The sequence below is a fragment of the Mesorhizobium sp. WSM4806 genome (genome assembly GCF_055811635.1).
The window spans coordinates 82,235-107,977 of sequence record NZ_JBVVQZ010000011.1 but is presented as its reverse complement, the minus strand read 5'-3'; the positions used below and the strand labels follow the sequence as shown (position 1 = coordinate 107,977).

The window sequence follows — 25,743 nt, the reverse complement described above, 5'->3', positions numbered from 1 at the left end:
GCAGGGGCTTGAATTGAGCCCGGGGTTTAAGCGATGGTGAGGCCGATATTCAGCCGATGATGCCCATGATGTCGGATTCCTTCATGATCAGAAGGTCTTCGCCATTGAGCTTGACTTCGGTGCCCGACCACTTGCCGAACAGGATGCGATCGCCGGCCTTGACGTCCAGCGGGACGAGCTTGCCGGCTTCGTCGCGGGCGCCGGAACCAACGGCGATGATCTCGCCTTCCTGCGGCTTTTCCTTCGCCGTGTCGGGGATGATGATCCCGCCGGCAGTCTTGGATTCGGATTCAACCCGGCGTACGACCACGCGGTCATGAAGCGGGCGGAACTTCGACTTTGCCATTTTTTATTCCTCGGTGAGAATGGTGAGAATAGTTCCTCCGTCCGGCGGCGCCGGACAAACCTATAAGCCCGGCGGCGCCGGACCTACGCTTAGCACTCACCAATGGCGAGTGCTAACGTGGCGGTGAGATAAGCCGGTGGCTGGCGAGAGTCAAGGCGCTGAGTGAGCTGATCGACAGCCGCAGCCTGCTTCGAACTGATACTTGACTAAGTCAACTAAATGGTTGATCTTGTGCTGGCAGGAGGATGCCATGACGATTCATCATCAACCCGGCAGGGAGCGGATCGATGCGGTGCGGGGCTTCAACCGCTTCTACACCCGCCAGATCGGGCTGCTCGATGAAGGGCTGCTGAAAAGCGCCTTCTCGCTGACCGAGGCTCGGGTGCTCTATGAACTGGCGCATCGCGATGGCCTGACCGCCACCGATCTTGCGCGCGATCTCGGTCTCGACCCCGGCTATCTCAGCCGGTTGCTGAAAAAATTCGAGGAGCGTGGTCTGGTCGAGCGCGTGGCGACGCGAGCCGATGCGCGGCGCTCGTCGATTGCGCTGACGCCGGCGGGAAGAGCGGCGTTCGCGCCGCTGAACCAGGGTTCGCACGATCAGGTCGCGGCCCTGCTCGAGCGGCTTTCCGCACCGGAACAGGACAGGCTGGTCAAGGCGATGCAGACGGTGCAGCACCTACTGGGCGAGAGTGCAGAGCCCAAGGTCCTTTACATGCTGCGGTCCTTGCAGGTCGGCGACATCGGCTGGATCATCCATCGCCAGGGCCTGCTCTACGCGCAGGAATATGGCTGGGACGAAACTTATGAGGCGCTGGTCGCCGAAATCCTCGGCGCTTTCGCCAAATCCTACGATCCGAAATGGGAACGCAGCTGGATCGCCGAGCGGGAAGGGGAAGTCGTCGGCTCGGTCTTCGTCGTGCGCCAGTCGGACGCGGTGGCGAAGCTGCGCCTGCTCTACGTCGAACCCTCGGCGCGCGGTCTCGGCATCGGCAGGCGGCTGGTCGAGGAATGCATCCGCTTTGCCCGTGCCAAGGGCTACAAGACGTTGACGCTGTGGACCAACGACGTGCTCACCTCAGCGCGCCGCATCTACGAGGCGGCCGGGTTCAAGCTGGCCAATCAGGAACGCCACCACGCCTTCGGCAAGGATCTGGTCGGCCAGAACTGGAACCTGGAGTTGTAGCGTCTTTCCCTACTCCCCTTGTGGGACAAGGGGAGTAGGCAAGATAAGGCGGAGCGCCTCGACACTAGTCTCCAACACAAGTTGAAAACTGGCCCTTCCTCACCCGACCGGTATCCAGACTTCCAGCCCGCCATTGCCGCTGCGCGGATCGAATTCGGGGCCGTAGCGCTCGAATTCGGGCGCGTCGGCAATCTTGTGCCCGGAGGCCGGCAGCCATTTGTTCCAGATCGTGTTGACCGTGCGGCGGATGGTCGAGATGTGGCCACGATGGGCGAACACGGCGTATTTCTGCATCGGCACGCGTACGCGCGAAAACTCCTTCGGCAGGTCCGAAAAATCGGACACCTCGACGCCGGCGATATAGTCGAAATTGCCTGCATCGTCGCCGTTGACGCAGACGCCATAGGCGACGTCGCCGACCTCGCCTGGAATGTTGCCGATATAGGGGCCGAACCGCTGCCACTGCATCGGGATGCCGGCGCTGGTTTCGCAGCTGTAGCGCTCGCCGAGACCGGCGATGAGGAACGGCCGGCTGGTTTCGAAACGCGGCGGCTCGAGATTGGTGAGGAAGGACTGGTCCATCAGGATCGGCTCCACGAGATCGAGGTTTTTGAGCGAGCCTTGCGCGCGCACCAGTTCCGGCGTGGTGCCGAACTGGTCGCGGAAGGCACGGGTGAAAGCCTCATGCGAGGCATAGCCGGCGTCGAGCGCGACCGAGAGGATGTCCGGTGCGCCGGCGGCGAGCCTGCGCGCCGCCTCGGTCAGGCGGCGAGAACGCAGGTAGCCCATCACCGAACGTCCGGTCGCCGCACCGAAAGCCCGCGTCACGTGAAAGCGCGACACGCCGCTGCTGTTGGCGACATCGTCGAGCGAGATGGCCTCCGGCAGATGGCTTTCGACGAACCACAGCGCTTTCTCGGTCGGGTTCATATGGCTCCTCGCTGTGGGACTGCGCATTGGCCAGGTCATGGTATCGCTTACTGGTGGAGGCAGTTTGATCGAAATTGCGCACCGCGCAATGCGACGGTGATCGGCAAGCCGAAAGCGTTGGGCGAAGGGGTTGACAGGCGCAGGCGTTGTCTTTTAAGTAGTAACGTTATTACATTACGAGATTCGGTATGCTCGTTCTGACAAGACCATTGCTCGCGGGGCACTCCGGAACCCGGAAATTTATTGCGCTGGGATTGGCGGAAAACTAGGGTGGCTGACTGATGGTCCCCAAGCCGAAAGGCGAGGGGTGAAAAGGGAACACGGTGAGATCTTCGGATCGAGGCCGTGGCTGCCCCCGCAACTGTAAGCGGCGAGCAAAATCCGAAATGCCACTGGCCAAGGCTGGGAAGGCAGGATGGCGCAAGGACCCGCGAGCCAGGAGACCTGCCATCGCACGAGTTGACCGGACGGGGTGTGCCGGGAGGAGACGTGGACATCGGTCTTGTCGGCCGGTCCAGCTTCCTTCCGTCGCCATTTGAGAAAGTGACGGTAAGTTGGATGCCTGCCAGCCTCTTCTTGAAGCGCGTGAACTGAGCGCCACGGCGAATGGCCAGCGCCTGGTCAGTGCGGTCAGCCTTTCCGTCGCGGCGGGAGACCGCCTCGCCATCATCGGTCCCAACGGCGCCGGCAAGACGACGCTGCTGCGCATGCTATGCGGCACGCTGCGTCCGAGCGCGGGAGGTGTGAGATTTTCCGGACGCCGGCTGGAGACATTTCCGGCCGCCGAGCGGACGCTGCACATGGCGGTCGTCGGCCAGACCGATCAGCCCGATCCGCGGCTTGCCGTGATCGACTACGTCGGACTTGGGCGGGTCCCGCATGCCGGCTGGCGACGCAGGAGCGAGCAACGCGACGTCGTCGTCGAAGCGCTTCGCAGAACTGGCCTGCTGCCGCTGCTCGGCCGCACGATCGGCTCGCTGTCGGGTGGTGAGCGGCAACGCGCCCAGTTGGCGCGCGCCATCGCCCAGGAGCCGAAAATCCTGTTCCTCGATGAACCGACCAATCATCTCGATCCGCGCGCCCGCAGCGAACTTCTCGAACTCGTATCGCAGCTTGGCATGACCGTCGTGGCGGTGCTGCATGATCTGTCGCTGGTCACGCCATTTGCCACCAGGGTCGCGGTGATGAACGAGGCCCGGCTGCAGGCACTCGCCGGTCCGCGCGAGGCGCTGACCAAGCAGTTGATCCGCGAGATTTTCGGCGTCGACGTGCTTCGGCTGCGCCATCCGACTGGCGCGCACGCTGCTGCCGCCGCAGGAACTGCCGATCGGCATCATCACCAGTTCGGTCGGCGCTTTCTTCGTGGTCACCATGCTCATTCGCAATCGTTCATGATGGGCTGCCATGCACACTTGCCGGCTTCTGGCACAATGCCGAGTCTTTGGACTGACCTCTGGGACCGGCGCAGCGCGCCGAACCGCCCGTCGAGATTTTCACCGGCAGGATCGGCCATCATGTGCGATGGGCCTGCACGAGATTGGCTCCACCTTCTCCCCTTGTGGGCCCCCTTGTGGGAGAAGGTGGCCGCGAAGCGGCCGGATGAGGGGTGCTCCAGCTTGGAACCGACAGCGCTCCGGCCAGCACCCTCAACCGTCTCGGCGCTGCGCGCCGATCCACCTTCTCCCACAAGGGGAGAAGGCAAGAACTGCGCCATGCCCCGGCATCGACCCGGTTCACATGCCATTAGTATATCTGGACCACTATGCGGTCGCTTAGCTTGCAGCGAGCTTTCCTTGCTTTGCGCCAGGCGCCGAACCGGAGGAACTGTGTTTGGTCACGAAATCATCGAGGCAAGCCGCCCAGGCGCCCGAATCGACCGAGCTTGCCACGCTGGCGAAACTGGCGGGCTCCTCGTACGAGACGCTCGAGCGCGAACTCAGGGCTACGATCGCAACACTCGAGCAACAGGCGCTGCGATTCGAGACGGCGATCGACAACATCTCGCAAGGCATCTGCTTTTTCGACGCCGCTGAACGGCTGATCCTGTGCAACCGCCGCTATGCGGAAATTTACCGCATTGCACCCGAGCATTTGCGCCCCGGCCGGACGCTGGGCGAAATCGTCGAACGCCGCATCGCTGCCGGGACATCCGCGATGGCCAGCGACGCTTATCTCGCATTCGCCCGAGCGGTCAATTCGGGCACGACCCTGAGAAACTGGACCGCCAATCTCACCGACGGCCGGACAATTCAGATCTGCCATCAGCCGATGCCTGACGGCGGATGGGTGGCCACGCATGAGGACATAACGGAACTCACCGCCAATCGCCTGATCGTCGACGAGCGCATCTCGCTGCAAACGCTGATCGACTGGGTGCCCGACTACCTGTGGGTGAAGGACACCGAAAGCCGCTTCGTCGTCGCCAACAGGGCCATTGCTTCCGACAGCGGCAAGGCCAAAACCAGTGACATGATCGGTTTGACCGATTCCGATCTTCATGCCCCCGACCTTGCGCAGAAGTTTCGCGCCATCGAGCAAGGCGTGCTGCGCAGCGGACAGCCGATGATCGATGAGGAAGAGTTCGTTGTCGATGCGTCAGGCGCCGGCAAATGGTTTTCGTCGACGAAGGTGCCGTTGCGCAATGTTCAAAACGATATCTTCGGTCTGGTCGGCATCGCCCACGACATCACCGCCCGCAAGCAAGCGGACACCCTTCGAGACGGGCAGGCGCAGATACTGGAAATGATCGCGACGAGCGCCCCGCTCGAAGATGTGCTCGACTGCCTCATGCGCCTCGCCGAGTCTCAGTTGACTGGGATATTCGGTTCCGTCCTGTTGCTCGACAAGGATGGCAGCCACTTGCGGCACGGCGCCGCGCCGAGCTTGGCAAAGGCCTATACGAGCGCCATCGACGGGATCGCCGTCGGCCCCAAAATGGGATCCTGCGGAACCGCTGCCTACCGGCGCGAGCCAGTCATTGTCGCGGACATCATGCACGACCCGCTTTGGCACGATCACTGCGAATTGGCGGCGGCCTATGGCTACCGTTCGTGCTGGTCGACCCCGATCCTGTCGCACCAGGGCGCTGTGCTGGGCGCCTTTGCCATGTACTCGATGACCGTGCGCGAGCCGACCGCGGCCGAGACCCGGCTCATCGATTTCACGACGCGTATTGCCGGGATCGCCATCGAGCGCAAGCTGGCCGAAGATCGGATCCACTTCATGGCCAACCATGATGTGCTGACCGGACTGCCCAATCGCGCTCTGCTCGAGGACCGGCTTTCGCAGGCGATCCTCTACGCGCAGCGATACGATCGCTGGGTGACGGTGGTGTTCATCGATCTGGACAATTTCAAACTCGTCAATGACACGCTTGGCCACAATGCCGGGGACGAGCTGTTGAAGACCGTAGCCGGCCGTATCGTCGAGCGCGTAAGGGCGACCGATACGGTCGTGCGGCTTGGTGGCGACGAATTCGTCGTCGTTCTGTTCGATCAACCGACGAATGTCGATCTCATCTCCGAGACCCTGCAAACAATTCGGGTGGCGATTGCAGAGCCGGTTCAGCTCGGAGCACATCGGCTGAGGGCGACGGCCAGTATCGGCATCGCCAGCTACCCCAAGGATGGGGCCAACCCCGACACGCTGCTGGCCAATGCCGATGCGGCCATGTATCGCGCCAAGGAATTCGGCCGCGACAATTTCCAGTTCTACGCTCCCGAATTCAACACCAGAGCGCATGAGAAATTCGTGCTTCAGGAGGACTTGCGTAACGCCCTGGCCCGTTCGGAATTCGCGCTGTTTTATCAGCCGCAGGTCGACCTTCGGTCGGGCCTCGTCTTTGCCGTCGAAGCGTTGCTTCGCTGGAATCATCCGACGCGGGGCATGATGGCACCGAACGCCTTCATTCCGACGGCCGAGGAGACAAGTCTGATCGTGCCGATCGGCGATTGGGTCCTGCACGAGGCCTGTCGGCAGAACAAGGCATGGCAGGATGCCGGCCTGCCGCCGATGACCGTCTGCGTGAATGTGTCGACGCGGCAATTCAGGGAAAAGAACCTGATCGGCCGCGTCGCCGATGCCCTGAAAGTCAGCGGTCTGGAGGCCAGATATCTCGAGCTGGAGGTGACCGAAAGCCTGATCATGCAGGATATCGACCTGGCGGTCGCAACGATGAACCAGCTGCAAAACCTGGGCGTTCAGATCTCGATCGACGATTTCGGAACAGGCTACTCCAGCCTCAGTGCGCTCAAGACCTTTCCAGTGGCGCGGCTGAAAATCGACAAGTCGTTCATCAACGATATCGCTGCTGACGAAAACGACCAGGCTGTCGCCAGCGCCGTAATATCATTGGGTCAAAATTTGAATCTGAGGGTCATTGCCGAGGGCGTCGAGACGGACGATCAGGTGGCCTTCTTGCGCAAGAACAACTGCGATGAAATGCAGGGCTATCATTTCAGCGAGCCGGTTTCGGCCCCTGACATCGAGAAAATGCTCAGTGGCGAACCCATGGATTGACGGGTCGACCATGATCTCCTCAGCCAAGGCGGCATTGCCGCCAGCGCGGATTGCCCTGTGCCCGCGTTGCTATTTGCCCAGGACAAGGCTCCAGTAACGCCGCGAGCTGTCGCGGCCGTCCCGCACATAGGCCAGGCCGAAGCGGGTGAAGCGCGGGTCGAGCATGTTGCGGCGGTGGCCGGCCGAATGCATCCAGATGTCGAACAGCTTCTGCTGATCGAAACGGCCCTCGGCGATGTTTTCGGCGGCAGCACCGGCAATGCCGTTGCCCTTGACGCGCAAAGCAAATCCCTTGCCCCAGCCGGTCGAGTGGGTCATGCGGCCGCCGCGCGCCATATAGCCGGACTGCTGCAGGGCTGCCTGTTCGAGCTGACGGTCGGGAACAAGCGGTTCGAGGCCGGCTGAGGCGCGGATGCCCGCCAGCGTGCCGACGGCGGAGGCGGAGACCCCGGCGCCTTCGCCGGTGGGCAGCACAGTGGCGCAAGCGGCAAGCCCGGCCAGTGCGGCAAGGCCGGCAGCTCTAAGCAGCATTCGCCTGTTTGGCGTCGGGCGCATTTCGTCAGAGCGGGGTTCTAGGGATGGTTGATTGGCGGTGTCGGTGAGCGTCATGCCTGCCTGACATAGCGGCAATAGTGGCTTTTGCCGGGCAGGCGTTCAGAAATCTCGTTCGCTGCCGCCTTAGCCGTCCGCGAACCCCGCTGATGCGCGCTGCGGCGCGATATTCTCCAAGCTTGCCGCCCAACCACCCCGGTAGCCGCATTGCTCAAGGGCGCTCCTGGCGGCTATCTGGCAGACACCTGGCTGATCCCGGTATCGATCCAGGCACGCGTCTGTTCCAGAACTTCATCCGAAAGCGCGGGATCGTCGATAGCCCGGGCGAGGATCACTGCCCCCACCATCGCTGCCCAGCATCCGATCGCTGTGCGGCGTCTGTCTGCCGGATCCAACTCCGGCAGCGTCTTGCCGATACGGTCGATCTGCGAGCGAAGGCCTTCGGTCATGGCCGAGCGTGCAGCCGGGGTCTGATGGCGGATGTCCGCAACAAGGCCCGCTGTCGGGCAACCACCGGCGGCATTGTCGCGATGCCGGGGCGAAAGATAGGCATCTGCATAGGCGCGAAGGTCGCCCCCTCCGCTTGAGTCTGCGGCGATGACATGGGCAAGGGTTTGGGCGATCAGGTCGTCCTTCGAGCTGAAATGGCCATAGAAGCCGCCATGGGTGAGCCCAGCGGCTTTCATCACCTCCGCCACGCTGACCGCGTCGAACCCCTTGTCGCGAAACAGCCGGCTGGCAACATCCAGAATTCGGCGGCGGTTCTCCGCCATCTGTTCCCGACTGACCTTCATTTCAAAATCCTCCGCCGGCGCCGTTGACATTTACATGATGGGTATCATATTTACCTGCATTCATGATGATCGTCATGAATATAGAGTCCATCAGCGAAAAGAGCAATGCCATGACAATTCCGTCAGTCCTCATAACCGGCGCCTCCACCGGCATCGGAGCCGCCTATGCCGAGCGCTTCGCGCGCCGCGGGCACGACCTCGTGCTGGTTGCCCGTGACAAGGCACGAATGGAGGCCTTGGCGGCCCGTCTAAGTCAGGAAAACGGCGTGGCGATCGATATCATCCAGGCGGATCTTACGCAGCCTGCCGAGCTTGCAGCGGTGGAGACGAGGCTGCGCGAGGACGCCAGCATCGGAATTCTCCTCAACAATGCCGGAACGGCCATCGGCGGAAGTTTTATCGAGCAGAGCACCGATGACGTAGCGCGGCTGGTTGCGCTCAATACGACCGCGCTTCTGCGGCTTGCCAGCGCCATTGCCCCGCGTCTTGCGGCGGCCGGCGAAGGTGCGATCGTCAACATCGGCTCCGTGGTCGGCCTGGCGCCGGAGTTCGGCATGACGGTCTACGGCGCAACCAAAGCCTTCGTGCTGTTTTTGTCGCAGGGACTCAGCCTCGAGCTCGCGCCGAAGGGTGTCTACGTCCAGGCCGTGCTTCCCGCCACGACGCGAACGGAGATCTGGGGACATGTCGGCGCCGACGTCAACACGCTTTCCAACGTGATGGAGGTCGACGATCTGGTGGATGCGGCGCTGGTCGGCTTCGACCGCCGCGAGCTGGTGACCATCCCGCCGCTACCCGATGCCGGGCAGTGGGACGCGCTTCAGGCCGCACGCCAGGCCATGCTTCCGAACTATCGGAACGAACATCCCGCCGAGCGGTACCGCACGGTCGCCTGAGCACCAACGATCCCGTTTCGATAGACGACCCGCCGCGGCGGGGACAAACAAAGGTGACCTATGACAAGCACAACGCTGTTTGAGCCCTATACTCTCGGCTCGCTGACCCTCTCCAATCGTATCGTCATGGCGCCGCTGACGCGCAATCGCGCTGGCCCGGGCTTCGTTCCAGGCGATCTCGCCGCGCAGTACTACGGCCAGCGCGCGTCGGCCGGCCTGCTGATTTCCGAGGCCACGCAGATCTCGCAGCAGGGACAGGGCTACCAGGACACGCCCGGCATCTACACCCAGGCGCAGATCGGCGGCTGGCGCAAGGTCACCGACGCCGTGCACGCCAAGGGCGGGCGGATTTTCCTGCAGCTCTGGCATGTCGGTCGCGTCTCGCACGTCGATCTGCAGGAGAACGGCGCCGCCCCCGTCGCGCCCTCGGCGATCCGGGCCGCGACCAAGACCTTCGTCGGCAACGGCTTTGTCGACGTTTCGGAGCCCCGCGCACTCGAACTGGATGAATTGCCGGGCATCGTGGAGGATTTCCGCAAAGCAGCTGCGAACGCCATCGAGGCCGGCTTCGATGGCGTCGAGATTCACGGCGCCAACGGCTATCTGCTGGACCAATTCGCCAAGGACGGCGCGAACCTCCGCACGGATGCTTATGGCGGATCGGTCGAGAACCGCGCCCGGCTGATGCTGGAGGTTGCGACTGCGGTGGTCGAGGAGATCGGCGCTGAGCGCACCGGCATCCGGATTTCGCCCATCTCGCCCGCCAACGGCGTCTCGAGCAGCGCTCCCCAGGCGCAGTTTGACTATATCGTCGATCAACTCGATGCTTTGGGCATCGTCTACATCCATGTCGTCGAGGGCGCCACGGGCGGATCGCGCGATGTCGCGCCGTTCGACTTCGGATCACTCCGCCGGCGCTTCAACAACACCTATATCGCCAATAACGGCTATGACCTTGAGCTCGCGGGGTCGCGGCTCGCCGAGGGCAAGGCGGATCTGTTCGCCTTCGGGCGCCCGTTCATCGCCAATCCCGACCTTGTGGAACGGCTGCAGACGCGCGCGCCGCTGGCCGTGTTCGATCAGGCGACGCTCTATGGCGGCGGCTCCGCCGGCTATACCGACTATCCCGCGATCGCCGCTTCAAGCCAGCCATGAGCCATCAGGGTGCCGCGCCCGCGCGGCCATCCCACGTCGATAGCAGCGCCGCCGCCTTCGCCGGTGGGCAGCACGGTGGCGGCAAGGCGGCCTGCCTGACATAAACGCGATCCTGGCTGGCAAATAGATCGGGCGTGGATTGTTCCAGGCCCGATCGAATCAGCGCTCGGGCAGTTCAGGCCCTCGGTATCCCCGGCAGGGGGGCGACCAGCTCGTCGTCCTCCCCGTCTGCCTCCTCGAACAGACCGGCCCCGTCAGCATCCGTTTCCCGCGGCCGCGTCGAGACCAGATCCTTCAGAGAGCCACCCGCGCCGGCGATGCCAGCTTCCTTCAGGAGCGCGTCGATCAGAGACTTGTTGCCGGTGAACTTCAGCAACTGATCGGCCAGATCGCCCGGACCCGAACGCCCGCCTTCGCCGCCCGAGCGACCGCCCGAAAATCCCGCCGTGTCGAACACGCGGATGCTATCGATACGGCTCGCCGGCTCCATCAGCGCCTTTAATGCTTCCGGCAGCATGGTGATCCGCGCCTGCGTCAGTTCAAGCTGGATCAGGCGGTCGGAGAGCAGGTTGCGCGCTTCGTTCGTCGCGCGGATGGTCGCGGCCTCCGCCTCGCCTTCCGCGATCACGCCTTCGGCGCGGACCTTCATCGCTTCCGCCGCCGCGCGGGCTTCTACCAGCGCCGCCTCGGCGCGGTCTTCCGCCGCTGCCTTTTCGGCGCTCGCGCCAACTGTCACCGACACAGCCTCAGATTCCGCCGCTTCCTGTGCTTGCAGAACGGCGATCTGCCTGGCACGGTCGGCGATTTCGCGTTCGCGCGCCGTCTGCACCTTTTCTTCAGCCGCAACCGTCAGCGCCTCGGCCTCGCGGGCCTTGGCTTCAGCCTGGCTGGTTTCCTGGCTCTTCTTGGCGATGGCCACCGCCATATTCTGGCGCGACAATTCAACCTCGCGCTCAGAGTTGATGCGCGCTTCTTCCTTGGCGCGCTGCGCTTCCGCCGCATGCTCGGCGATCTCGCGTTCGCGCGCGATCTGGGCGGCCTGTTCGGCGAGCTTCGCCGCTTCCTCGGCCTTGGCCATTTCGGAGCGGGTGGAGGCCTGCTTGGAGACTACGTCGCGCTCCTGCTCCAGCCGCGCCTCTTCCTCTTGCCGCTTCAACGCGTACTTTTCGCGCGAGGCGTTCAGGTCCTGCTCGGCAATCGCCACTTCGGTCTTCCGCGTCACCTCGTTGCGCTCCTTGCGGCGCTGTTCGGTGATGGTTGTCAGCTTGGCCAAACCGACGGCGTCGAAGGCGTTGGTTTCGTTGAAGAACTCACGCGGCGTCTGGTCGAGGCCCGTCAACGACACCGATTCCAGCTCCAGCCCGTTCGAGCGCAGATCGGTCTCGACTGCGTCCTGCACCGCCTTGACGAAGTCCGAGCGATTCTCATGCAGCTGATCGAGCGTGTTGCGCGCGGCGACGGAGCGCAGCGCGTCGACCAGCTTGGCTTCCACCAGATCCTGGATTGCCTTCGGGTCGTTGACACGGTCGCCCAGTGTCTGCGCAGCGAGGCCGATGCCGTCATCCGTGCCGTCGACGCGTACGTAAAACTCGGCACGGATGTCGACGCGCATGCGGTCAGAGGTGATGAAGGCGTCCTCGCGGCGGCGGTCGACCACCAGCTTGACGGTGTTGAGCTTGACCTTCGCCAGCGCATGCAAGATGGGCAGGATCAGCGCGCCGCCGTCTTTGACCACTCTGCGGCCGCCGACGCCGGTACGCACGAAGGCCTCGTCACGTTCGGCGCGCTGGTAGAGCCGCCCGAGCACAAAGCCGATCACCGCTATCACGAAGAGAACGATGCCGACCCAGATCAGAAATTGAACCATATTGTCCATAACTTGCCCCCAGATTTGAAAGTGTTTGATGTTCAGCTTTGCCCAAAGCTCTGGCTAGATGTGCTCCTCGAACGGCACTACCAGCCAGACACGACCGGGTCCCTCGGCGGCTTTCACCACCACGACCAAGGCGCCTTTCTCGATTTTCATTCCCGCGTCTGCGGGCCGCGCCCGCAGCGTATGCAATTCGCCATGCTCATCGCGCACCCGGATCGAGCCGGGCCGACCGTCGTCCAGCGGCCCGAGCGTGACCGTGCCGCGACGCCCGACCAGATGATCGTGGTTGACGGCGTAGCTCTCGTCCTGCGGCAGGAGATGAGCGATCCAGCCGCCGGTGATCTTCGTGACCATCACCGCCGCCGGCGCCGCGCCAAAAGCGTAGCTCCACGCCGGCAAGGCCGGGAAGATCTGCCACAGCATGATGCCGACCATGCCGAACGTGACCAGCAGAAGCAGTATCAGGATGGCGAAGGGTACCCGACCGAAATTCAACCAATCGAATACGTCGCCCAGATGTGTGGCGTCGAGGAGGTGGTCGACCGCGCCGTCTTCGCCGCCACCATGGTCAAAATGCCCGGCTCCAACAAAGAACAGGACGATCTGCAGGACACCCAGCAACATCCCTGCCAGCAATGGATAGAGATAGAGCGCCGGCGCGTGGAGAATTTCTGCCATCGGCGCTACTTCTTACCCTTGAGTTCGCTGCGCAGAGCCGCCAGCCGGTCGTCAATGCGGCGCTGGCGCCCAAATTCTTCGAGTTCGACAAGATCGTTGTCGCGCGGCTTGCCAGCGGGCAGGTCGGTCAGCCGCGCCACGCTGGAAAGCGCGGCCGCAATGCGATCCTCCGGTGCGGGTTTGCGGAACCCGCCGCCAGCGTTGCCTGCCGTGCCCGGGTTCTGCGCCTCGCGGGCGCGACGCGCTATCTTCACCCGCTCCTCGGAATCGCGGCGGGCCGCACTTGCGGCGCTCAGCGCGCCTCGCGCTTCGTCAATGCGCACATCAACATCTTGGATCAGCTTGTCGATAGAGGCGGCCTGCGCGTCGATGTCGTCCTGACGGCCAATACCGGCCCGTGCGAGGTCTTCGCGGCCCTCTTGCAGGGCGACACGGATATTCTGGTCCAGCCCCTCGCGTTCCTCGGTCAGGTCGTCCTTCTGCAGGGTGTAGCGCTTGCGCTCGGCGATAAGCGCTGCGAGGTTGGATTTCAACTCGTCGGCGGCCTTGTCGATCTCGCGGATCGCTTGTTCGGCCACCGCCTCGGGAGCCTTCTTCTCAAGGCCGTCGATCACGGTTGCGACTAGGCCGGCGGCGAGGCGCGAAACGCGCCCGGAAATGGATTCGGTCTGCATGGCTTCGATCTCCCTGTGTTGCATGTCCGCCGACAGCGGAACGGTGAGCAGATAGGCCCCGTTATCCCGTACGAGATGGGAAAGTTGCGCCTTCTCCTGGCTATCGGAGTAGCCGGTGGCCAGGAATCCCGCGATCACACGCCCCTCAACGGTAGAAATCGAAACCTTGTCGACGCCCTTGAAGGACATGAGCTTGTCGTCAAGCGGCAGCCGGTCGGGCGACCAGGCGCCGGAGGCGTATTCGCGAATGCCATTGGTCACCAGTCGCGCCGGCAGGCCCGTCTCGGCGCGGATCGCTTCATAGGCGAGCTTCTGGAGTTCAAACGTGTTGGTGCGTTGGCTAGAGGCGGTGCGATCCAGGATGTCGTGCATGACGGCATAAGCCGCGAAAGTCATGTCGATGGCGCGTTCGCCAGCGCGGCTCAGGATCAGCTTGTATTGCGCGGTCTTCATAATGATTCTCCCCTCAATCACCTAACAAGTGATTGAGGGGAATTCAAGTGACAATCACCAAAAACGTGATTTAGTGATAGGAGGGTTAACACGTATGTTGTTTGGTAACCGCAGGTGTTGGCCAGTAGACACCGTCTGGCGCTGCGCGCTCCCTGAGGTATTCGGCCCGGTCGGCTGATTCCACCCAAGCAGTTGCACAACGTATAGTTGCAATCGCCAAATTTCCCCCACTGCTTACTCCGCCGCCACCAGCCTTGGCGCCGATGAGACCCGGCCGGCCCGATCGTCCTCGGTATCTTCCCACCAGTCGCCCAAGGCGTCGATGAGCGGCACAAGCTTGAGACCCGCTGCCGTGAGATCATAGTCGACGCGTAGCGGATAGCCGGCATGCGCCGTTCGCCGCACGATCCCGGCTTCCTCCAGCTTGCGCAGTTCCAGCGCCAGAATGCGGTGCGACACGGTCGGGTTGTCACGCCTCAGGTCGCTGAAGCGCTTGGTCCCGTCCTTCAGATAGTAGAGCAGCAAGGTCGGCCAGCGACCGCTGAGCACACGCATGGCCTCTTCGATCGGGCAGCTTGAGACGACATCTTTCATGGCGGATCCTGGTTACAAAATAGTGCGTAATTTACATGGGGCGACCAGCGTTTAGGGTCAAGCTTCGCTGCGCAGCGTGATCCCTGAACATGGAAGAGACAAAGAAATGGAACCTATCCTCCTTTACGGCGTCCCGGCGGGAAGTTCGATGGGGCTCGTCGCTGCTTTTGAACGCCTCGGACAGCCCTACCGCCTGTGCCGCGTCGACATGCTCACCGAAATGAAGAACGACGCCTATGCCCGCATCAACGGCCGTCAGGAAACGCCGGTGATGATCACCGACGAAGGCAGAGTGCTCACCGAGACCATGGCGATTGCCGCTTGGCTCGAAGCCCGCGACACGCAACGTCGCACCAGCTTCGACCCGCGCTCGCCGGAAGCCGACCGGATGCATCAGCTGATGGCTTTCGTGAACACCGGTTTCACCGCCGCTTTCACCCCGCTCTGGGCTGCCTATGAAATGGAATCGGCCGAACCGGCCCTGCTGGCGACCTTGCGTGACTTCGGCCGCCAGGCCGTTGCCGAACGCCACGACCGGCTTGAGGCGATGATCGGCGACACCGACTTTCTGGTCGGCGACCGCCTGACGTTGGCCGATACCACGTTGATCGGCGTGGCACGTTGGGCGGAGTTCCACCAGGCGGTCGACGGCGCCGCCTATCCCAGGCTGGCAGCGCTGCGCCGTCGGATCGAAAGCAATCCGGACGTGCGGTACGCGCAGGCCATTGAGGACGGCGAAACGCCGGCGGGTTCGGGTGCCTGCCTTGGCCACGTTCCGCTGGCCGAGGTGATTGAACGATTTGGTGTCTAGCACACGCCAGCGGCGCGGCACGAACACGGCCTGTGCCGCGCCGCGCATGCTCAATCCCACCCGATTCGCGACAAGCACATCGAATTCGGCTATCATGCCATCGCTCTTGAAGTGGCAGCTACGGGCGGCCATCCTGGCGGTGGCCGCCCCCTGAATACGGGAGAATGGGTATGGCCAGCTTTCATGTCATGTCGGACGCGCGTGGGATGCACGTGCAGCCCAGGGTGCGCCGCATCACCACGGCGGACCTGATCGATGTGCTGCGGCTCGGCGTCGAGGATTTTTGGGCAAAGCCATCGCATTACGTCTTCCTGTGCCTGATCTATCCGGTGGTCGGATTGATCCTGGCGCAGTGGACGACATCCGGCGCCTACGCCATCCAGCTCCTTTACCCGCTGATTTCCGGCTTCGCCCTGCTTGGACCGTTCGCCGCGATCGGCCTCTACGAGATCAGCCGCCGCCGCGAGCTCGGCATGGACACGTCCTGGTGGCACGCCCTCGAGGTGCGCCACTCGCCGGCGCTGCCGGCGATCGCGGTCATCGGCATCATGCTGGTGGCACTGTTCCTGCTCTGGCTGTTCACCGCGCAATCGATCTACTCCAGCCTGTTCGGCGCTCAGCCGCCGGCCTCGATCGGTGGCTTTGTGCGCGAGGTGCTGACAACGCCCAAAGGCTGGACGCTGATCCTGCTCGGCAATGCGGCCGGCTTCGTCTTCGCCGCGATCGTGCTGGCGACGACCGTCGTCGCTTTCCCGCTGCTGCTCGACCGTGATGTCGGCGCGGTCTCGGCGATCGAGACCTCGGCACGGGCGGTGATGACAAACCCGCTGCAGATGGCGCTGTGGGGCCTGATGGTCGCCGTGCTACTGGTCATCGGCTCGATCCCGCTGTTTGCCGGGCTCGCCGTCGTCATGCCTGTGCTTGGCCATGCGACGTGGCATCTCTATCGCAGGCTGGTCGAACCGGAGCGGGCGCAGCCGGACCGGCGGCCGATGTAGGCGGAAGCGGCATTAACAGCCGAAGAATGCAGCGGCCCAAACAACCTGTTCGGCCGCGATCCTTCCGCGCCCCCCTCTGGCCTGCCCCTTGCCACAACTTGGCATCTCCCCACGAGGGGGAGATCGGCAGCTTCTGCGCCTCGCCTCTTCTGCGGCGTTGGAGATTGGCGAAAGCCGTGCCGACATCCGATCTCCCCCCTTGTGGGGGAGATGTCCGGCAGGACAGAGGGGGCGCTGTTCCGCCAGCCTGTCATTTCCGGGCGCTTGCGCCCCCTTCAGCCGACCCCACCCCCTTCAGCCGACGATGCGCAGGTTCGACAATTCGTTGGCGATTTCCCTGAAATTGTCCGACAGCGTCGCCCCGGTCGCGTTCCAGAACAGCTTGGCCGGCTTGGTCGGATCGGTGGGATCCTTGCGGAAGCGCGAGTCCGAGGAGCAGGCCTTCAGCGCGTCGAGTGCTTTCTTGTCACCGGCATCGGTGGTCGACAGGTCGAGCGCAACGGTCATGACGAGAACGTTCGATTTCTTCGCGTTGCCGCAAAGGGTCTGCATCTGCTCGTCCAGCGCGGCGGTGTAGTTAGCGCCCGTGTAGGTCGTCTTGCCGATGTCGGTGCTTGTGTTCATGAACAGCCGCGTCACGCTTCCAGACCCCGGATATGTCAGGCCGGTGTAACCGTAAGCGGCATAGGTCGACCTGTTATTGGCGTAGCCGCTGTCGCTGACGGCGCTGTAGGTATTGGCGCCGTCGGTCAGCACGATGACCACTTTGTCGTTGCCTCTTTCAGTGTTCGGCCGGCCCGCAGTGAAAGGTTCGTTGCTCGACACCGTCCGCCAGCCCCAGGCAAGGCCTTCCGGCACATTGGTGTTGCCGTTCGGCGCCATGGCGTCGATGGCGTTGTCGATCTCCTCTTTCTGGGCAAGCTGAGTCACGTCTTTGAGCGGCGTGATCGGGTTGGTCGTGCAGGACGAAGTTGGGCCGTCGCCCCAGGGAGCCGACTTCGAGCCGTAAGGCTTGACCAGGAAATATTTGCGCATGTCCGACTGCCGCTGCGAAGCGGTTGGGCTGTCGGTGTAAGGCCAGTCGGCCCACCAGTTGTTGCCGTAACCATAGTTCAGATAGATCACGTCGTTAGCGCCGTCGCGGTTGAAATCGAGCCAGAGCGTGCCGGCCTCGTCGGGCGCAAACATCGGCACGAACAGCGTGGCAGGTGTGGCGGTATCAGGCGTCGTGTCGTCGTTGTTATACGGGTGCGGCCTCGCCTCCACGCAACCCTGCCAACTTGCATAGCGGCTGGTGGTGTAGATATATTCCGGGGTGGTCCAGTGGCCGCTGCTGCAGTTACCTTTCTTGTTATAGGTGTCGCAGATATACTGTTTCGTGTTAGGCACTTCTTCGCGGCCGGACTCGACGGTGATGTCGGCGTAGAGGCTGAAGCGGGTCAGTGGCTGATCCTCGGTGTCGCCCCAGCCGGTGCCGCGTTTGTACCAGACGCCGTTGAGCTTCTCGGCGTATATGTCCGGATCGTTGGCGGCGGTCATCTTCGTCCAGTCGAAATCCTCATGCTGGATCGGGGAGATGCCATCCTGGTCCATCCAGCTGTCCTGGTCATGGGTGGGACCGACATTGACCGAAGCAGCGAACGGCACCAGGGAGAACTGCACCGGTTTGCTGACCTGCTTCATCTGCTGTGCCTGCAGCGCCAGCGTATCGACAAGCTGTTTGGCGGCAGTCTTCAGCAGGTCTATTCGCCTCGCGCCGGTGCCGGAACCGAGTTCGTTCATCGAGCCGGAATTGTCGAGCACCAGAGCGACTTCCAGCGTGTTCTTGAGACGGATTTCCGAGCAATCCGTGAAAGTTGTAGCGCCGCTGGTGGTCCCGCCGCCCAGCAGCATGGCGGCGGCCGGCAGAAAATAGGGGTGATAGGTAAGGGCGCTGCAGAGCTTCAACGTGCCGCCACCCGCATTGCTGTTGGGCAGGGTGACGGTAAGCGACGTGTTGGCCGGATCGACGGGGCCGAGATTGGTTTCGAAGAAAGTCTGCGGCGTCGTCGGTTGCGCCGGAGACGACCTGCTGAGCCGTGGCGAGGCCGGCGGCGTCCAAAGCGTTCAACGTGGCGTGCTTCTGGCGCAGCAGTTCCGAGTAATCGACGCTGAGCGCCACTCCGCCCATCAGTGGCACCATCGTGATGACCGTCATCAGCGTATAGTTGCCACGCCGGTCCCTACCGAATTTTCGGATCATTGTCTTCAGCCCCTCGCCAAAACCCCTAGTCGGCGAAAGATGCCATCAATCCTTAAGTTTCAGATTGCTGAAAACATCCAAGATCGGCTTGCTTTTTCAAGGCTCGTTAACCACGCCGCCGATGCCGGCATTGCTGCGCGCGGCTGGACCGCCCGCCGAAGCGTTCAGAATGGGGAAGTCTCGGCAAGAGCGGCTTGCGCGCTTGCCTTCGTCAGTGCCAAGGCAATCCTGAAACCAGGGCAATCCTGAAAAATGTGAAAGCTGGTGACAGGGTCAAGTGCTTCGGTTAATGCGAACCTGCCGCGGTGGACCCCTGCCGCGGCGGACGTCGGCGGCGACGCTCGCAACCATCATGATTTGGGAAACGATATGGCGGACTCGCCCGATATCATCGGCTCGCTCGCGGATTTGTCGGGAGCCTATTGTGCCATCCTGTGCGACGTCTGGGGTGTGGTCCACAATGGCGAACGGCATTTTCCGGCCGCGGCTCTGGCGCTGGGCACCGCGCGCGAGGCGAAGATACCTGTCGTGCTGATCACCAATTCGCCGCGGCGCAGCGCCGATGTGGTGGCGCAGATGAATGCGATCGGCGTTCCCTCTGCGGCCTATGACCGCGTCGTCACCTCCGGTGACGTGACCCGCGACCTGATCATGGAGGGGCCGCGAAAGATCTTCCACATTGGCGCCGATCGCGATTTCACGCTCTATGACGGGCTTGATGTCGAGCTGGTCGAGGAGTTCGAGGCGTCCGGCGTGGTCTGCACCGGGCTGTTCGACGACGAGGTCGAGAAGCCGGAGGATTACGCCGATCTTCTGCGGCGGCTGCGCGCCAGGAACCTGCCCTTCATCTGCGCCAATCCCGATATCGTGGTCGAGCGCGGCGAGCGGATGATCTGGTGCGCCGGGGCCTTGGCCCGCGACTATGCCCAGCTCGGCGGGCGCACGCTGATCGCCGGAAAACCTTATGCCCCGGTCTATGACGTCGCGATGAAGGAAATCGCCGACCTGCTCGGCCGCCCGGTCGAGCGCTCGGACGTGCTGGCTATCGGCGACGGCATGATGACCGACATCAAGGGCGCTGCCGACAATGGCTTCGACGTGCTCTACGTGTCGGGCGGCATCCATGCCCGCGACTACGGCGATCCGCTACAACCGGATCCGGCCAGGCTGATCGCCTTTCTGGAAAGGCATGGCTACCGGCCGGTCGCGGTCATTCCGAGACTGCAGTAGGCTCGCTCGATGACGGAAGCCTCGAAATGACGCAAGCCCCGAAATGACGGAAGCCTTCGAACGCGTTTCTGCCATCTCGCCGCTGCCGGCCCATTTGCGGGGTGGCGTGGTGGCGATCGGCAATTTCGACGGCGTCCACCGCGGCCACCAGGCCGTGCTCGAGCGCGCGCTGGCCGAGGCCCGCCGGCGCGGCGCGCCGGCGCTGGTGCTGACCTTCGAGCCGCATCCGAAAAAGGTGTTCCGGCCCGAGATTCCGCTGTTCGTGCTGACACCGCCGCCGATGAAGGCACGGCTGCTGTCGCATCTGGGCTTTGCCGCACTCGTCGAGCAGCCGTTCACGCGCGCCTTCGCCGCACTGTCGGCGGAAGCGTTCGTGACCGACGTGCTCGACAGCAATCTCGGCATCATTCACGCCGTGACCGGCTTCGACTTCCACTTCGGCAAGGACAGGCAAGGCGGCCCGGCCTATCTGATGGCGGCCGGCGAACGCCACGGCTTCGGCGTCACCCTGGTTGACGCCTTTCGCGACGAAGGCGCCGAAGTGGTGTCGTCGAGCCGAATCCGCGCGCTGCTGTGCGAAGGCGCGGTGGCCGAGGCCGCCGGCCTGCTCGGCTACCGCTTCACGGTCGAGAGCGAGGTGATCGGCGGCCAGCAGCTTGGCCGGACGCTCGGCTTTCCAACCGCCAATATGAGGCTTTCGCCGGAAGCCACTCTGAAGGAAGGGATTTATGCCGTCCGCTTCCGCCGCGCCGACGGTACGCTTCATGATGGCGTCGCCAGCTTTGGCCGCCGCCCGACCGTCGACGACAACGGCGCGCCGCTTCTGGAAACCTTCGTCTTCGACTTCTCCGGCGATCTCTACGGCGAGCTATGCGCGGTGTCCTTCTTCGGTTTCCTGCGCGCCGAGGTGAAGTTCGACGGGCTCGACGCGCTGGTCGCGCAGATGAAACGCGACGAGGCCGAGGCGAGGGCGCTGCTTGCCGGCGTCAGCCCGCTGTCCGAGCTCGACACGGCCATTGCTTTTTGAGCGAATTCGCCAGGCCGATCGCAGCGTCGCCTGACATTTGTCGTCACTTGACGTCTTGCCAATTTGGCGGGTATCGCCGAGGGTCATGCCCGTCCAGCGAGCAGCTTGCGCTGGATGCACGCCAAAAAAGTGAGTCAGCGTGTCGAGTTTAAATCAAAGTTTACTGAACCGGCGCCATGGCTCTTTGCAGGCAGGTTGTTCCCGCCGGTGTTTCGCGCGTATGGAGTGACGATGCGTTCTATCAAGGTATATCAGGTGGTCTTGGCCACCTTCCTGCTGGGCGCGCCCGGTGCCGCCGAAGCCGCCGATGGCGCCTTGGGCTGGCTGTCCGGCGACTGGTATCTGACAGTCGGCGCCACCGGCCTGGTCGCCCCCGATTTCGAAGGCAGCAAGAACTATATACTCAGCGCCCAGCCGATCATCTCGCTCGGCAAGGTCGGTCCTGCGGCCCGCTTCACCTCGCGCAACGACAACATCTCGCTGGGGTTGATCGACGAAGGCGGCTTCCGCGCCGGCCTGGCCGGAAAAATCCTGTTTTCGCGCGATGGCGACGACGCCGACGAACTGAGAGGCCTCGACCCGGTGCGCTGGGGCGGCGAGGCCGGCGGCTTCTTCGAATTCTATCCTTTGGACTGGTTGCGCGCCCGCGCCGAATTGCGGCACGGCATTCGCGCCCATAACGGCTTCGTCGCCGACATCGCCGCCGACGCATTCCACGATGTGACGCTGGAGGTCAGGATCTCGGGCGGGCCGCGCGTTTCGTTCGCCTCGTCGGACTATTTCGACGCCTATTACGGCGTCGGCACCGAGGAAGCCGTGGCGTCGGGCCTCAGCCAGTACCGACCGGGCGGTGGCGTGAAGTCGGCGGGCCTCGGCGGTGCGGTGACCTGGAAAGTGACCGAGCCGATGACGGCCAGCCTGTTCGCCGAATATTCGCGGCTGATGGGCCCGGCGGCCGATTCCAGCCTGGTCAAGGAGCGCGGCTCAAGGGATCAGTTCACGATCGGCGTCTCGACGACCTATCGCTTCGATTTCTCGATGTGATGTCGCAGGTTGTGTATTGCGCGCAGCCGCATGGCTCAGGCGACTATGCCGTAGGCGATGCGGTTGAGTTCGTCTTCCACAAGCGCGGCACCTGCTTCCGATTGCAGGAGATCGATGGGCACTTGGTTGAGCACCCGACTTGGCTTGCGCAGCCACCGCTGCGCCTTTTCATGGTTGCCGAAAACGCGATCCGCCATCGCTGAAATGCGTTCAAGTCGCAGAGCGCGGCCGGACTTGGCAATCGTCAGGGTCACATTTCGTTCCTTCCGGTGCGTTAAACTGTGAAATACAACCCTAGATATTGGTCTTCCAATACCATCTGCCGACAAACATAGGCGCAATTGGTAAACGCTCCTAGGGTAGGCATCAGAGTTCGGGCTTTTCAATGGGGCCGGCCTCGTCTAAAAGCCCGGTCATGACGCAGTTTCCTCGCGCGCTCGCGATTGCGATACGAATTACAAGCCCGGTGTTCCGGGCGGCCTGAGCGCCGCCGGAGCCGCCGGGAATTTTGCGCGCGGCCTCTCGCGCTTTTTCCAGATCATGATAGTTCAACGCCCGGGCTCTTTTGCCGGGCAATGCATATGGCAGACCAATGACCGATACGCCGATGACCGACACTGTTGAAACGATCGACTATTCCAAGACGCTTTATCTGCCGCGGACGGATTTTCCGATGCGCGCCGGCTTGCCCGAGAAGGAGCCGCTGCTGGTCAAGCGCTGGCAGGACATGGAGCTTTACCGCAAGCTGCGCGAAAACGCCGCCGGCCGCGAAAAATACGTGCTGCATGACGGCCCGCCCTACGCCAACGGCAACATCCATATCGGCCATGCGCTGAACAAGATCCTCAAGGACGTCATCACCCGCTCGTTCCAGATGCGCGGCTACGACTCGAACTACGTGCCCGGCTGGGATTGCCACGGCCTGCCGATCGAATGGAAGATCGAGGAGCAATACCGCGCCAAGGGAAAGAACAAGGACGAGGTGCCGGTCAACGAGTTCCGCAAGGAATGCCGCGAGTTCGCCGCGCACTGGATCAAGGTGCAGGGCGGCGAGTTCCAGAGGCTCGGCGTCGTCGGCGACTTCGATAATCCCTATACGACCATGGCGTTCCACGCCGAGGCGCGGATCGCCGGCGAATTGTTGAAATTCGCCATGTCGGGCCAGCTGTATCGCGGCTCAAAGCCGGTGATGTGGAGCGTGGTCGAGCGCACCGCACTGGCCGAGGCCGAGGTCGAATACCAGGACTATGAGAGCGACACGATCTGGGCGAAGTTTCCGGTCGTCAGCCTTGCCCGGCAAGTCACCGACGTCGTCGATGGACAGCTCGCAAAGCTGGATCCGAAGCTGACGCAGACGTCACTGGACTTGCTGGAGGCCGATGTCGTTATCTGGACGACCACGCCATGGACCATCCCCGGCAACCGTGCCGTCAACTATTCGCCACGCATCAACTATGGCCTCTACGAGGTCACTGCGGCCGAGAATGCTTTCGGCCCGCAGCCTGGCGAAAGGCTGATCTTTGCCGAAGCGCTGGCGGAAGAGGCTGCGACCAAAGCCAAGGTGACGATGGACCGCCTCCGTAGCATTTCGGCCGAAGAGCTTGGAAGCCTTACGCTTTCTCATCCCTTCAAAGGTTTGAATGGCGGCTATGAATTCGATGTCCCAATACTCGCCGGCGAGCATGTCACCGACGAAGCCGGCACCGGTTTCGTCCACACGGCGCCGGGCCATGGCCGCGAGGATTTTGACGCCTGGATGGATGCGGCTTCGGATCTTCGCCAGCGCGGCATCGACACAGCGATACCGTTCACCGTCGACGATGCCGGCTTCTTCACCAAGGATGCGCCAGGCTTCGGCGCGGACCGCGAGGGCGGTGCGGCGCGCGTCATCGACGACAATGGCAAGAAGGGCAATGCCAACCAGGCGGTCATCGACGAGCTGATCAAGCGCAATGCGCTGTTCGCGCGCGGGCGGCTGAAGCATTCCTATCCGCATTCGTGGCGGTCGAAGAAGCCGATCATCTTCCGCAACACGCCGCAATGGTTCGTCTTTATGGACAAGGAGCTCGGCGACGGCACGACGCTGCGCAGCCGTGCCCTGAAGGCGATCGACGACACCCGCTTCGTGCCGGCCGCCGGCCAGAACCGCATCCGCGCCATGATCGAGGAGCGCCCCGATTGGGTGCTGTCGCGCCAGCGCGCCTGGGGCGTGCCGATCGCCGTCTTCGCCGATGCCGACGGCAACGTCCTGCGCGACGAGGCGGTCAACCAGCGCATCATCGACGCCTTCGAGAAGGAGGGCGCCGACGCCTGGTTTGCGGCCGGCGCCAAGGATCGTTTCCTCGGCAATCACGATGCCTCGAAATGGCAGCAGGTGATGGACATCCTCGACGTCTGGTTCGATTCCGGCTCGACTCATGTCTTCACCCTGGAGGATCGTCCGGATCTGAAATGGCCGGCCGACGTCTATCTCGAAGGTTCCGACCAGCATCGCGGCTGGTTCCACTCCTCGCTGCTCGAAAGCTGCGGCACCAGGGGCAGGGCGCCTTACGACACCGTCGTCACCCATGGCTTCACCATGGACGAGGAGGGGCGGAAAATGTCGAAGTCGCTCGGCAATACTGTCGTGCCGCAGGACGTCATCAAGCAGTCGGGCGCCGATATCCTGCGGCTATGGGTGGTGACGACCGACTACTGGGAAGACCAGCGGCTCGGCAAGAACGTGCTGCAGACCAACATCGACGCCTACCGCAAGCTGCGCAACACCATCCGCTGGATGCTGGGCACGCTTGCCCATGACGATGGCGAGGACGTGCCGCTGGACAAGATGCCGGAGCTGGAGCGGCTGATGCTGCACCGGCTCGCCGAACTCGATGAAGTCGTGCGGGCGGGCTACGACGCCTTCGAGTTCAAGCGCATCACCCGCACGCTGCTCGACTTCATGGTGGTCGAGCTGTCGGCCTTCTATTTCGACATCCGCAAGGACGCGCTCTACTGCGAGGCGCCGTCCAGCGTGAAGCGCAAGGCGTCCGTGCAGGTGGTGCGCCATCTGTTCGACTGCCTGGTGAAATGGCTGGCGCCGATGCTGCCCTTCACCATGGAGGAGGCCTGGCTCGACCGTCATCCGGACGCCGTCTCGGTGCATCTCGACCAGTTTCCGCCAATCCCGGCCGACTGGAAGAACGAGGCGCTGGCGGAAAAATGGCGCAAGGTGCGGCAGGTTCGCCGTGTCGTCACCGGCGCGCTGGAGATTGCGCGCGCCCAGAAGGTCATCGGCTCGTCGCTGGAAGCGGTGCCGGTCGTCACGCTCGATGATGCGGCGCTCGAAGCGGCGATATCAGATGTCGACATGGCCGAAATGGCGATCACCAGCGATCTGGTCATTGCGCATGGCAACGCGCCTTCTGGCGCCTTCACGCTGGACGACGTCAAGGGCGTCGCCGTGGTGGTCGAGAAGGCCGAGGACCGGGGCCTTCTCAAATGCGCGCGCTCATGGCGCTACACGGCCGATGTCGGGCAGGACAAGGAATTCCCCGACGTTTCGGCGCGGGACGCAGCGGTGCTGCATGAATTGAAGGCGCATGGTCGACTTTAATGCATGTCGCCCAAAAGCATGCCCCCGGGCCTGACCCGGGGGTGTGTAGCGGTTTTGGGATAACGACAGGCACAAGACCATATCGGTGCACAAATGCCACGGCAGGCGATTGATCGGCCCCCACTCGTTGCCCTTAACGAGTAGTTG

Annotated in this window: 20 protein-coding genes, 3 pseudogenes and 1 riboswitch; of the genes and pseudogenes, 12 read left to right on the top strand and 11 right to left on the bottom strand. The window is 63.1% G+C overall.

Features of this window, described 5'->3' with window-relative positions:
- Nucleotides 1-49: 49 nt before the first annotated feature.
- Complete coding sequence (groES, locus tag AC0L2M_RS18045) at nt 50-346, bottom strand: co-chaperone GroES (RefSeq protein ID WP_006203049.1); 297 nt, start codon at nt 344-346, stop codon at nt 50-52.
- A gap of 250 nt (nt 347-596) precedes the next feature.
- Between groES and AC0L2M_RS18040 the strand changes: the two genes are divergently transcribed.
- Entirely contained in the window at nt 597-1,532 is a 936-nt protein-coding gene (locus tag AC0L2M_RS18040; RefSeq protein ID WP_128169746.1) for a bifunctional helix-turn-helix transcriptional regulator/GNAT family N-acetyltransferase, read from the top strand.
- Between the two features lie 99 nt (nt 1,533-1,631).
- On the opposite strand, the gene AC0L2M_RS18035 is transcribed toward AC0L2M_RS18040, so the two are convergent.
- Entirely contained in the window at nt 1,632-2,462 is an 831-nt protein-coding gene (locus tag AC0L2M_RS18035; RefSeq protein WP_128169747.1) for an AraC family transcriptional regulator, read from the bottom strand.
- A gap of 265 nt (nt 2,463-2,727) precedes the next feature.
- Nucleotides 2,728-2,928: riboswitch (cobalamin riboswitch) on the top strand.
- Nucleotides 2,929-3,016: 88 nt separating this feature from the next.
- Here AC0L2M_RS18035 and AC0L2M_RS18030 point away from each other — a divergent pair.
- The 3 genes and pseudogenes from AC0L2M_RS18030 to AC0L2M_RS18020 form a co-directional block, all read left to right on the top strand.
- Nucleotides 3,017-3,466 (top strand): annotated as a pseudogene (locus tag AC0L2M_RS18030) (ATP-binding cassette domain-containing protein); the annotation flags it as partial.
- 286 nt (nt 3,467-3,752) lie between these two features.
- Nucleotides 3,753-3,857, top strand: a pseudogene (locus tag AC0L2M_RS18025) (iron ABC transporter permease); the annotation flags it as partial.
- Nucleotides 3,858-4,292: 435 nt separating this feature from the next.
- Nucleotides 4,293-6,980, top strand: a complete 2,688-nt coding sequence (locus tag AC0L2M_RS18020) for an EAL domain-containing protein (RefSeq protein WP_473535501.1) — start codon at nt 4,293-4,295, stop codon at nt 6,978-6,980.
- A gap of 69 nt (nt 6,981-7,049) precedes the next feature.
- Here the strand turns inward: AC0L2M_RS18020 and AC0L2M_RS18015 are convergent, their stop codons facing one another.
- Nucleotides 7,050-7,535 (bottom strand): CAP domain-containing protein, encoded by a 486-nt coding sequence (locus AC0L2M_RS18015; RefSeq protein WP_128169800.1) that lies wholly within the window; start codon nt 7,533-7,535, stop codon nt 7,050-7,052.
- A gap of 227 nt (nt 7,536-7,762) precedes the next feature.
- On the bottom strand, nt 7,763-8,326 hold the full coding sequence (locus tag AC0L2M_RS18010; protein WP_023802251.1) for a TetR/AcrR family transcriptional regulator: 564 nt from the start codon (nt 8,324-8,326) through the stop codon (nt 7,763-7,765).
- 110 nt (nt 8,327-8,436) lie between these two features.
- Between AC0L2M_RS18010 and AC0L2M_RS18005 the strand changes: the two genes are divergently transcribed.
- Entirely contained in the window at nt 8,437-9,222 is a 786-nt protein-coding gene (locus tag AC0L2M_RS18005; RefSeq protein ID WP_023802252.1) for an SDR family NAD(P)-dependent oxidoreductase, read from the top strand.
- Nucleotides 9,223-9,282: 60 nt separating this feature from the next.
- Nucleotides 9,283-10,377 carry an alkene reductase gene (locus tag AC0L2M_RS18000; protein ID WP_128169753.1) on the top strand — a complete coding sequence of 365 codons (1,095 nt, stop codon included), beginning with the start codon at nt 9,283-9,285 and terminating at the stop codon, nt 10,375-10,377.
- Between the two features lie 175 nt (nt 10,378-10,552).
- Here AC0L2M_RS18000 and AC0L2M_RS17995 read toward each other — a convergent pair whose 3' ends face one another.
- The 4 genes from AC0L2M_RS17995 to AC0L2M_RS17980 all read right to left on the bottom strand — a co-directional run bounded on the left by AC0L2M_RS17995 (nt 10,553) and on the right by AC0L2M_RS17980 (nt 14,649).
- Nucleotides 10,553-12,253, bottom strand: coding sequence for a flotillin family protein (locus AC0L2M_RS17995; protein ID WP_128169754.1), 1,701 nt, complete (start codon nt 12,251-12,253; stop codon nt 10,553-10,555).
- 54 nt (nt 12,254-12,307) lie between these two features.
- Nucleotides 12,308-12,928 (bottom strand): OB-fold-containig protein, encoded by a 621-nt coding sequence (locus AC0L2M_RS17990; RefSeq protein WP_128169755.1) that lies wholly within the window; start codon nt 12,926-12,928, stop codon nt 12,308-12,310.
- Between the two features lie 5 nt (nt 12,929-12,933).
- Entirely contained in the window at nt 12,934-14,055 is a 1,122-nt protein-coding gene (locus AC0L2M_RS17985) for a PspA/IM30 family protein (RefSeq protein ID WP_023802256.1), read from the bottom strand.
- 234 nt (nt 14,056-14,289) lie between these two features.
- A complete protein-coding gene (locus tag AC0L2M_RS17980) occupies nt 14,290-14,649 on the bottom strand; it encodes a winged helix-turn-helix transcriptional regulator (protein ID WP_023802257.1) in 360 nt (119 codons plus the stop codon).
- Nucleotides 14,650-14,755: 106 nt separating this feature from the next.
- On the opposite strand from AC0L2M_RS17980, the gene AC0L2M_RS17975 reads away from it, so the two are divergent.
- Together AC0L2M_RS17975 and AC0L2M_RS17970 are read left to right on the top strand one after the other, a co-directional pair.
- Nucleotides 14,756-15,460 carry a glutathione S-transferase family protein gene (locus tag AC0L2M_RS17975; protein ID WP_473535500.1) on the top strand — a complete coding sequence of 235 codons (705 nt, stop codon included), beginning with the start codon at nt 14,756-14,758 and terminating at the stop codon, nt 15,458-15,460.
- 170 nt (nt 15,461-15,630) lie between these two features.
- Nucleotides 15,631-16,458 carry a DUF2189 domain-containing protein gene (locus AC0L2M_RS17970; protein WP_419696669.1) on the top strand — a complete coding sequence of 276 codons (828 nt, stop codon included), beginning with the start codon at nt 15,631-15,633 and terminating at the stop codon, nt 16,456-16,458.
- 294 nt (nt 16,459-16,752) lie between these two features.
- Here AC0L2M_RS17970 and AC0L2M_RS17965 read toward each other — a convergent pair.
- A pseudogene (locus tag AC0L2M_RS17965) lies at nt 16,753-18,700 on the bottom strand (pilus assembly protein TadG-related protein).
- A gap of 369 nt (nt 18,701-19,069) precedes the next feature.
- Here AC0L2M_RS17965 and AC0L2M_RS17960 point away from each other — a divergent pair.
- From AC0L2M_RS17960 to AC0L2M_RS17950, 3 genes are all read left to right on the top strand, one after another.
- Nucleotides 19,070-19,930 carry a TIGR01459 family HAD-type hydrolase gene (locus AC0L2M_RS17960; RefSeq protein WP_023802261.1) on the top strand — a complete coding sequence of 287 codons (861 nt, stop codon included), beginning with the start codon at nt 19,070-19,072 and terminating at the stop codon, nt 19,928-19,930.
- A gap of 43 nt (nt 19,931-19,973) precedes the next feature.
- Nucleotides 19,974-20,957 (top strand): bifunctional riboflavin kinase/FAD synthetase, encoded by a 984-nt coding sequence (locus AC0L2M_RS17955; RefSeq protein WP_473535499.1) that lies wholly within the window; start codon nt 19,974-19,976, stop codon nt 20,955-20,957.
- 231 nt (nt 20,958-21,188) lie between these two features.
- On the top strand, nt 21,189-22,001 hold the full coding sequence (locus AC0L2M_RS17950; RefSeq protein WP_473535498.1) for a MipA/OmpV family protein: 813 nt from the start codon (nt 21,189-21,191) through the stop codon (nt 21,999-22,001).
- Nucleotides 22,002-22,036: 35 nt separating this feature from the next.
- Here AC0L2M_RS17950 and AC0L2M_RS17945 read toward each other — a convergent pair whose 3' ends face one another.
- Nucleotides 22,037-22,330: an antitoxin Xre/MbcA/ParS toxin-binding domain-containing protein gene (locus AC0L2M_RS17945; RefSeq protein WP_473535545.1), complete on the bottom strand. Its 294-nt coding sequence runs from the start codon at nt 22,328-22,330 to the stop codon at nt 22,037-22,039.
- Between the two features lie 37 nt (nt 22,331-22,367).
- Nucleotides 22,368-22,553 carry a hypothetical protein gene (locus AC0L2M_RS17940; RefSeq protein WP_023802265.1) on the bottom strand — a complete coding sequence of 62 codons (186 nt, stop codon included), beginning with the start codon at nt 22,551-22,553 and terminating at the stop codon, nt 22,368-22,370.
- A gap of 55 nt (nt 22,554-22,608) precedes the next feature.
- On the opposite strand from AC0L2M_RS17940, the gene ileS reads away from it, so the two are divergent.
- Nucleotides 22,609-25,596: an isoleucine--tRNA ligase gene (ileS, locus tag AC0L2M_RS17935; RefSeq protein WP_473535544.1), complete on the top strand. Its 2,988-nt coding sequence runs from the start codon at nt 22,609-22,611 to the stop codon at nt 25,594-25,596.
- Nucleotides 25,597-25,743 lie beyond the last annotated feature (147 nt).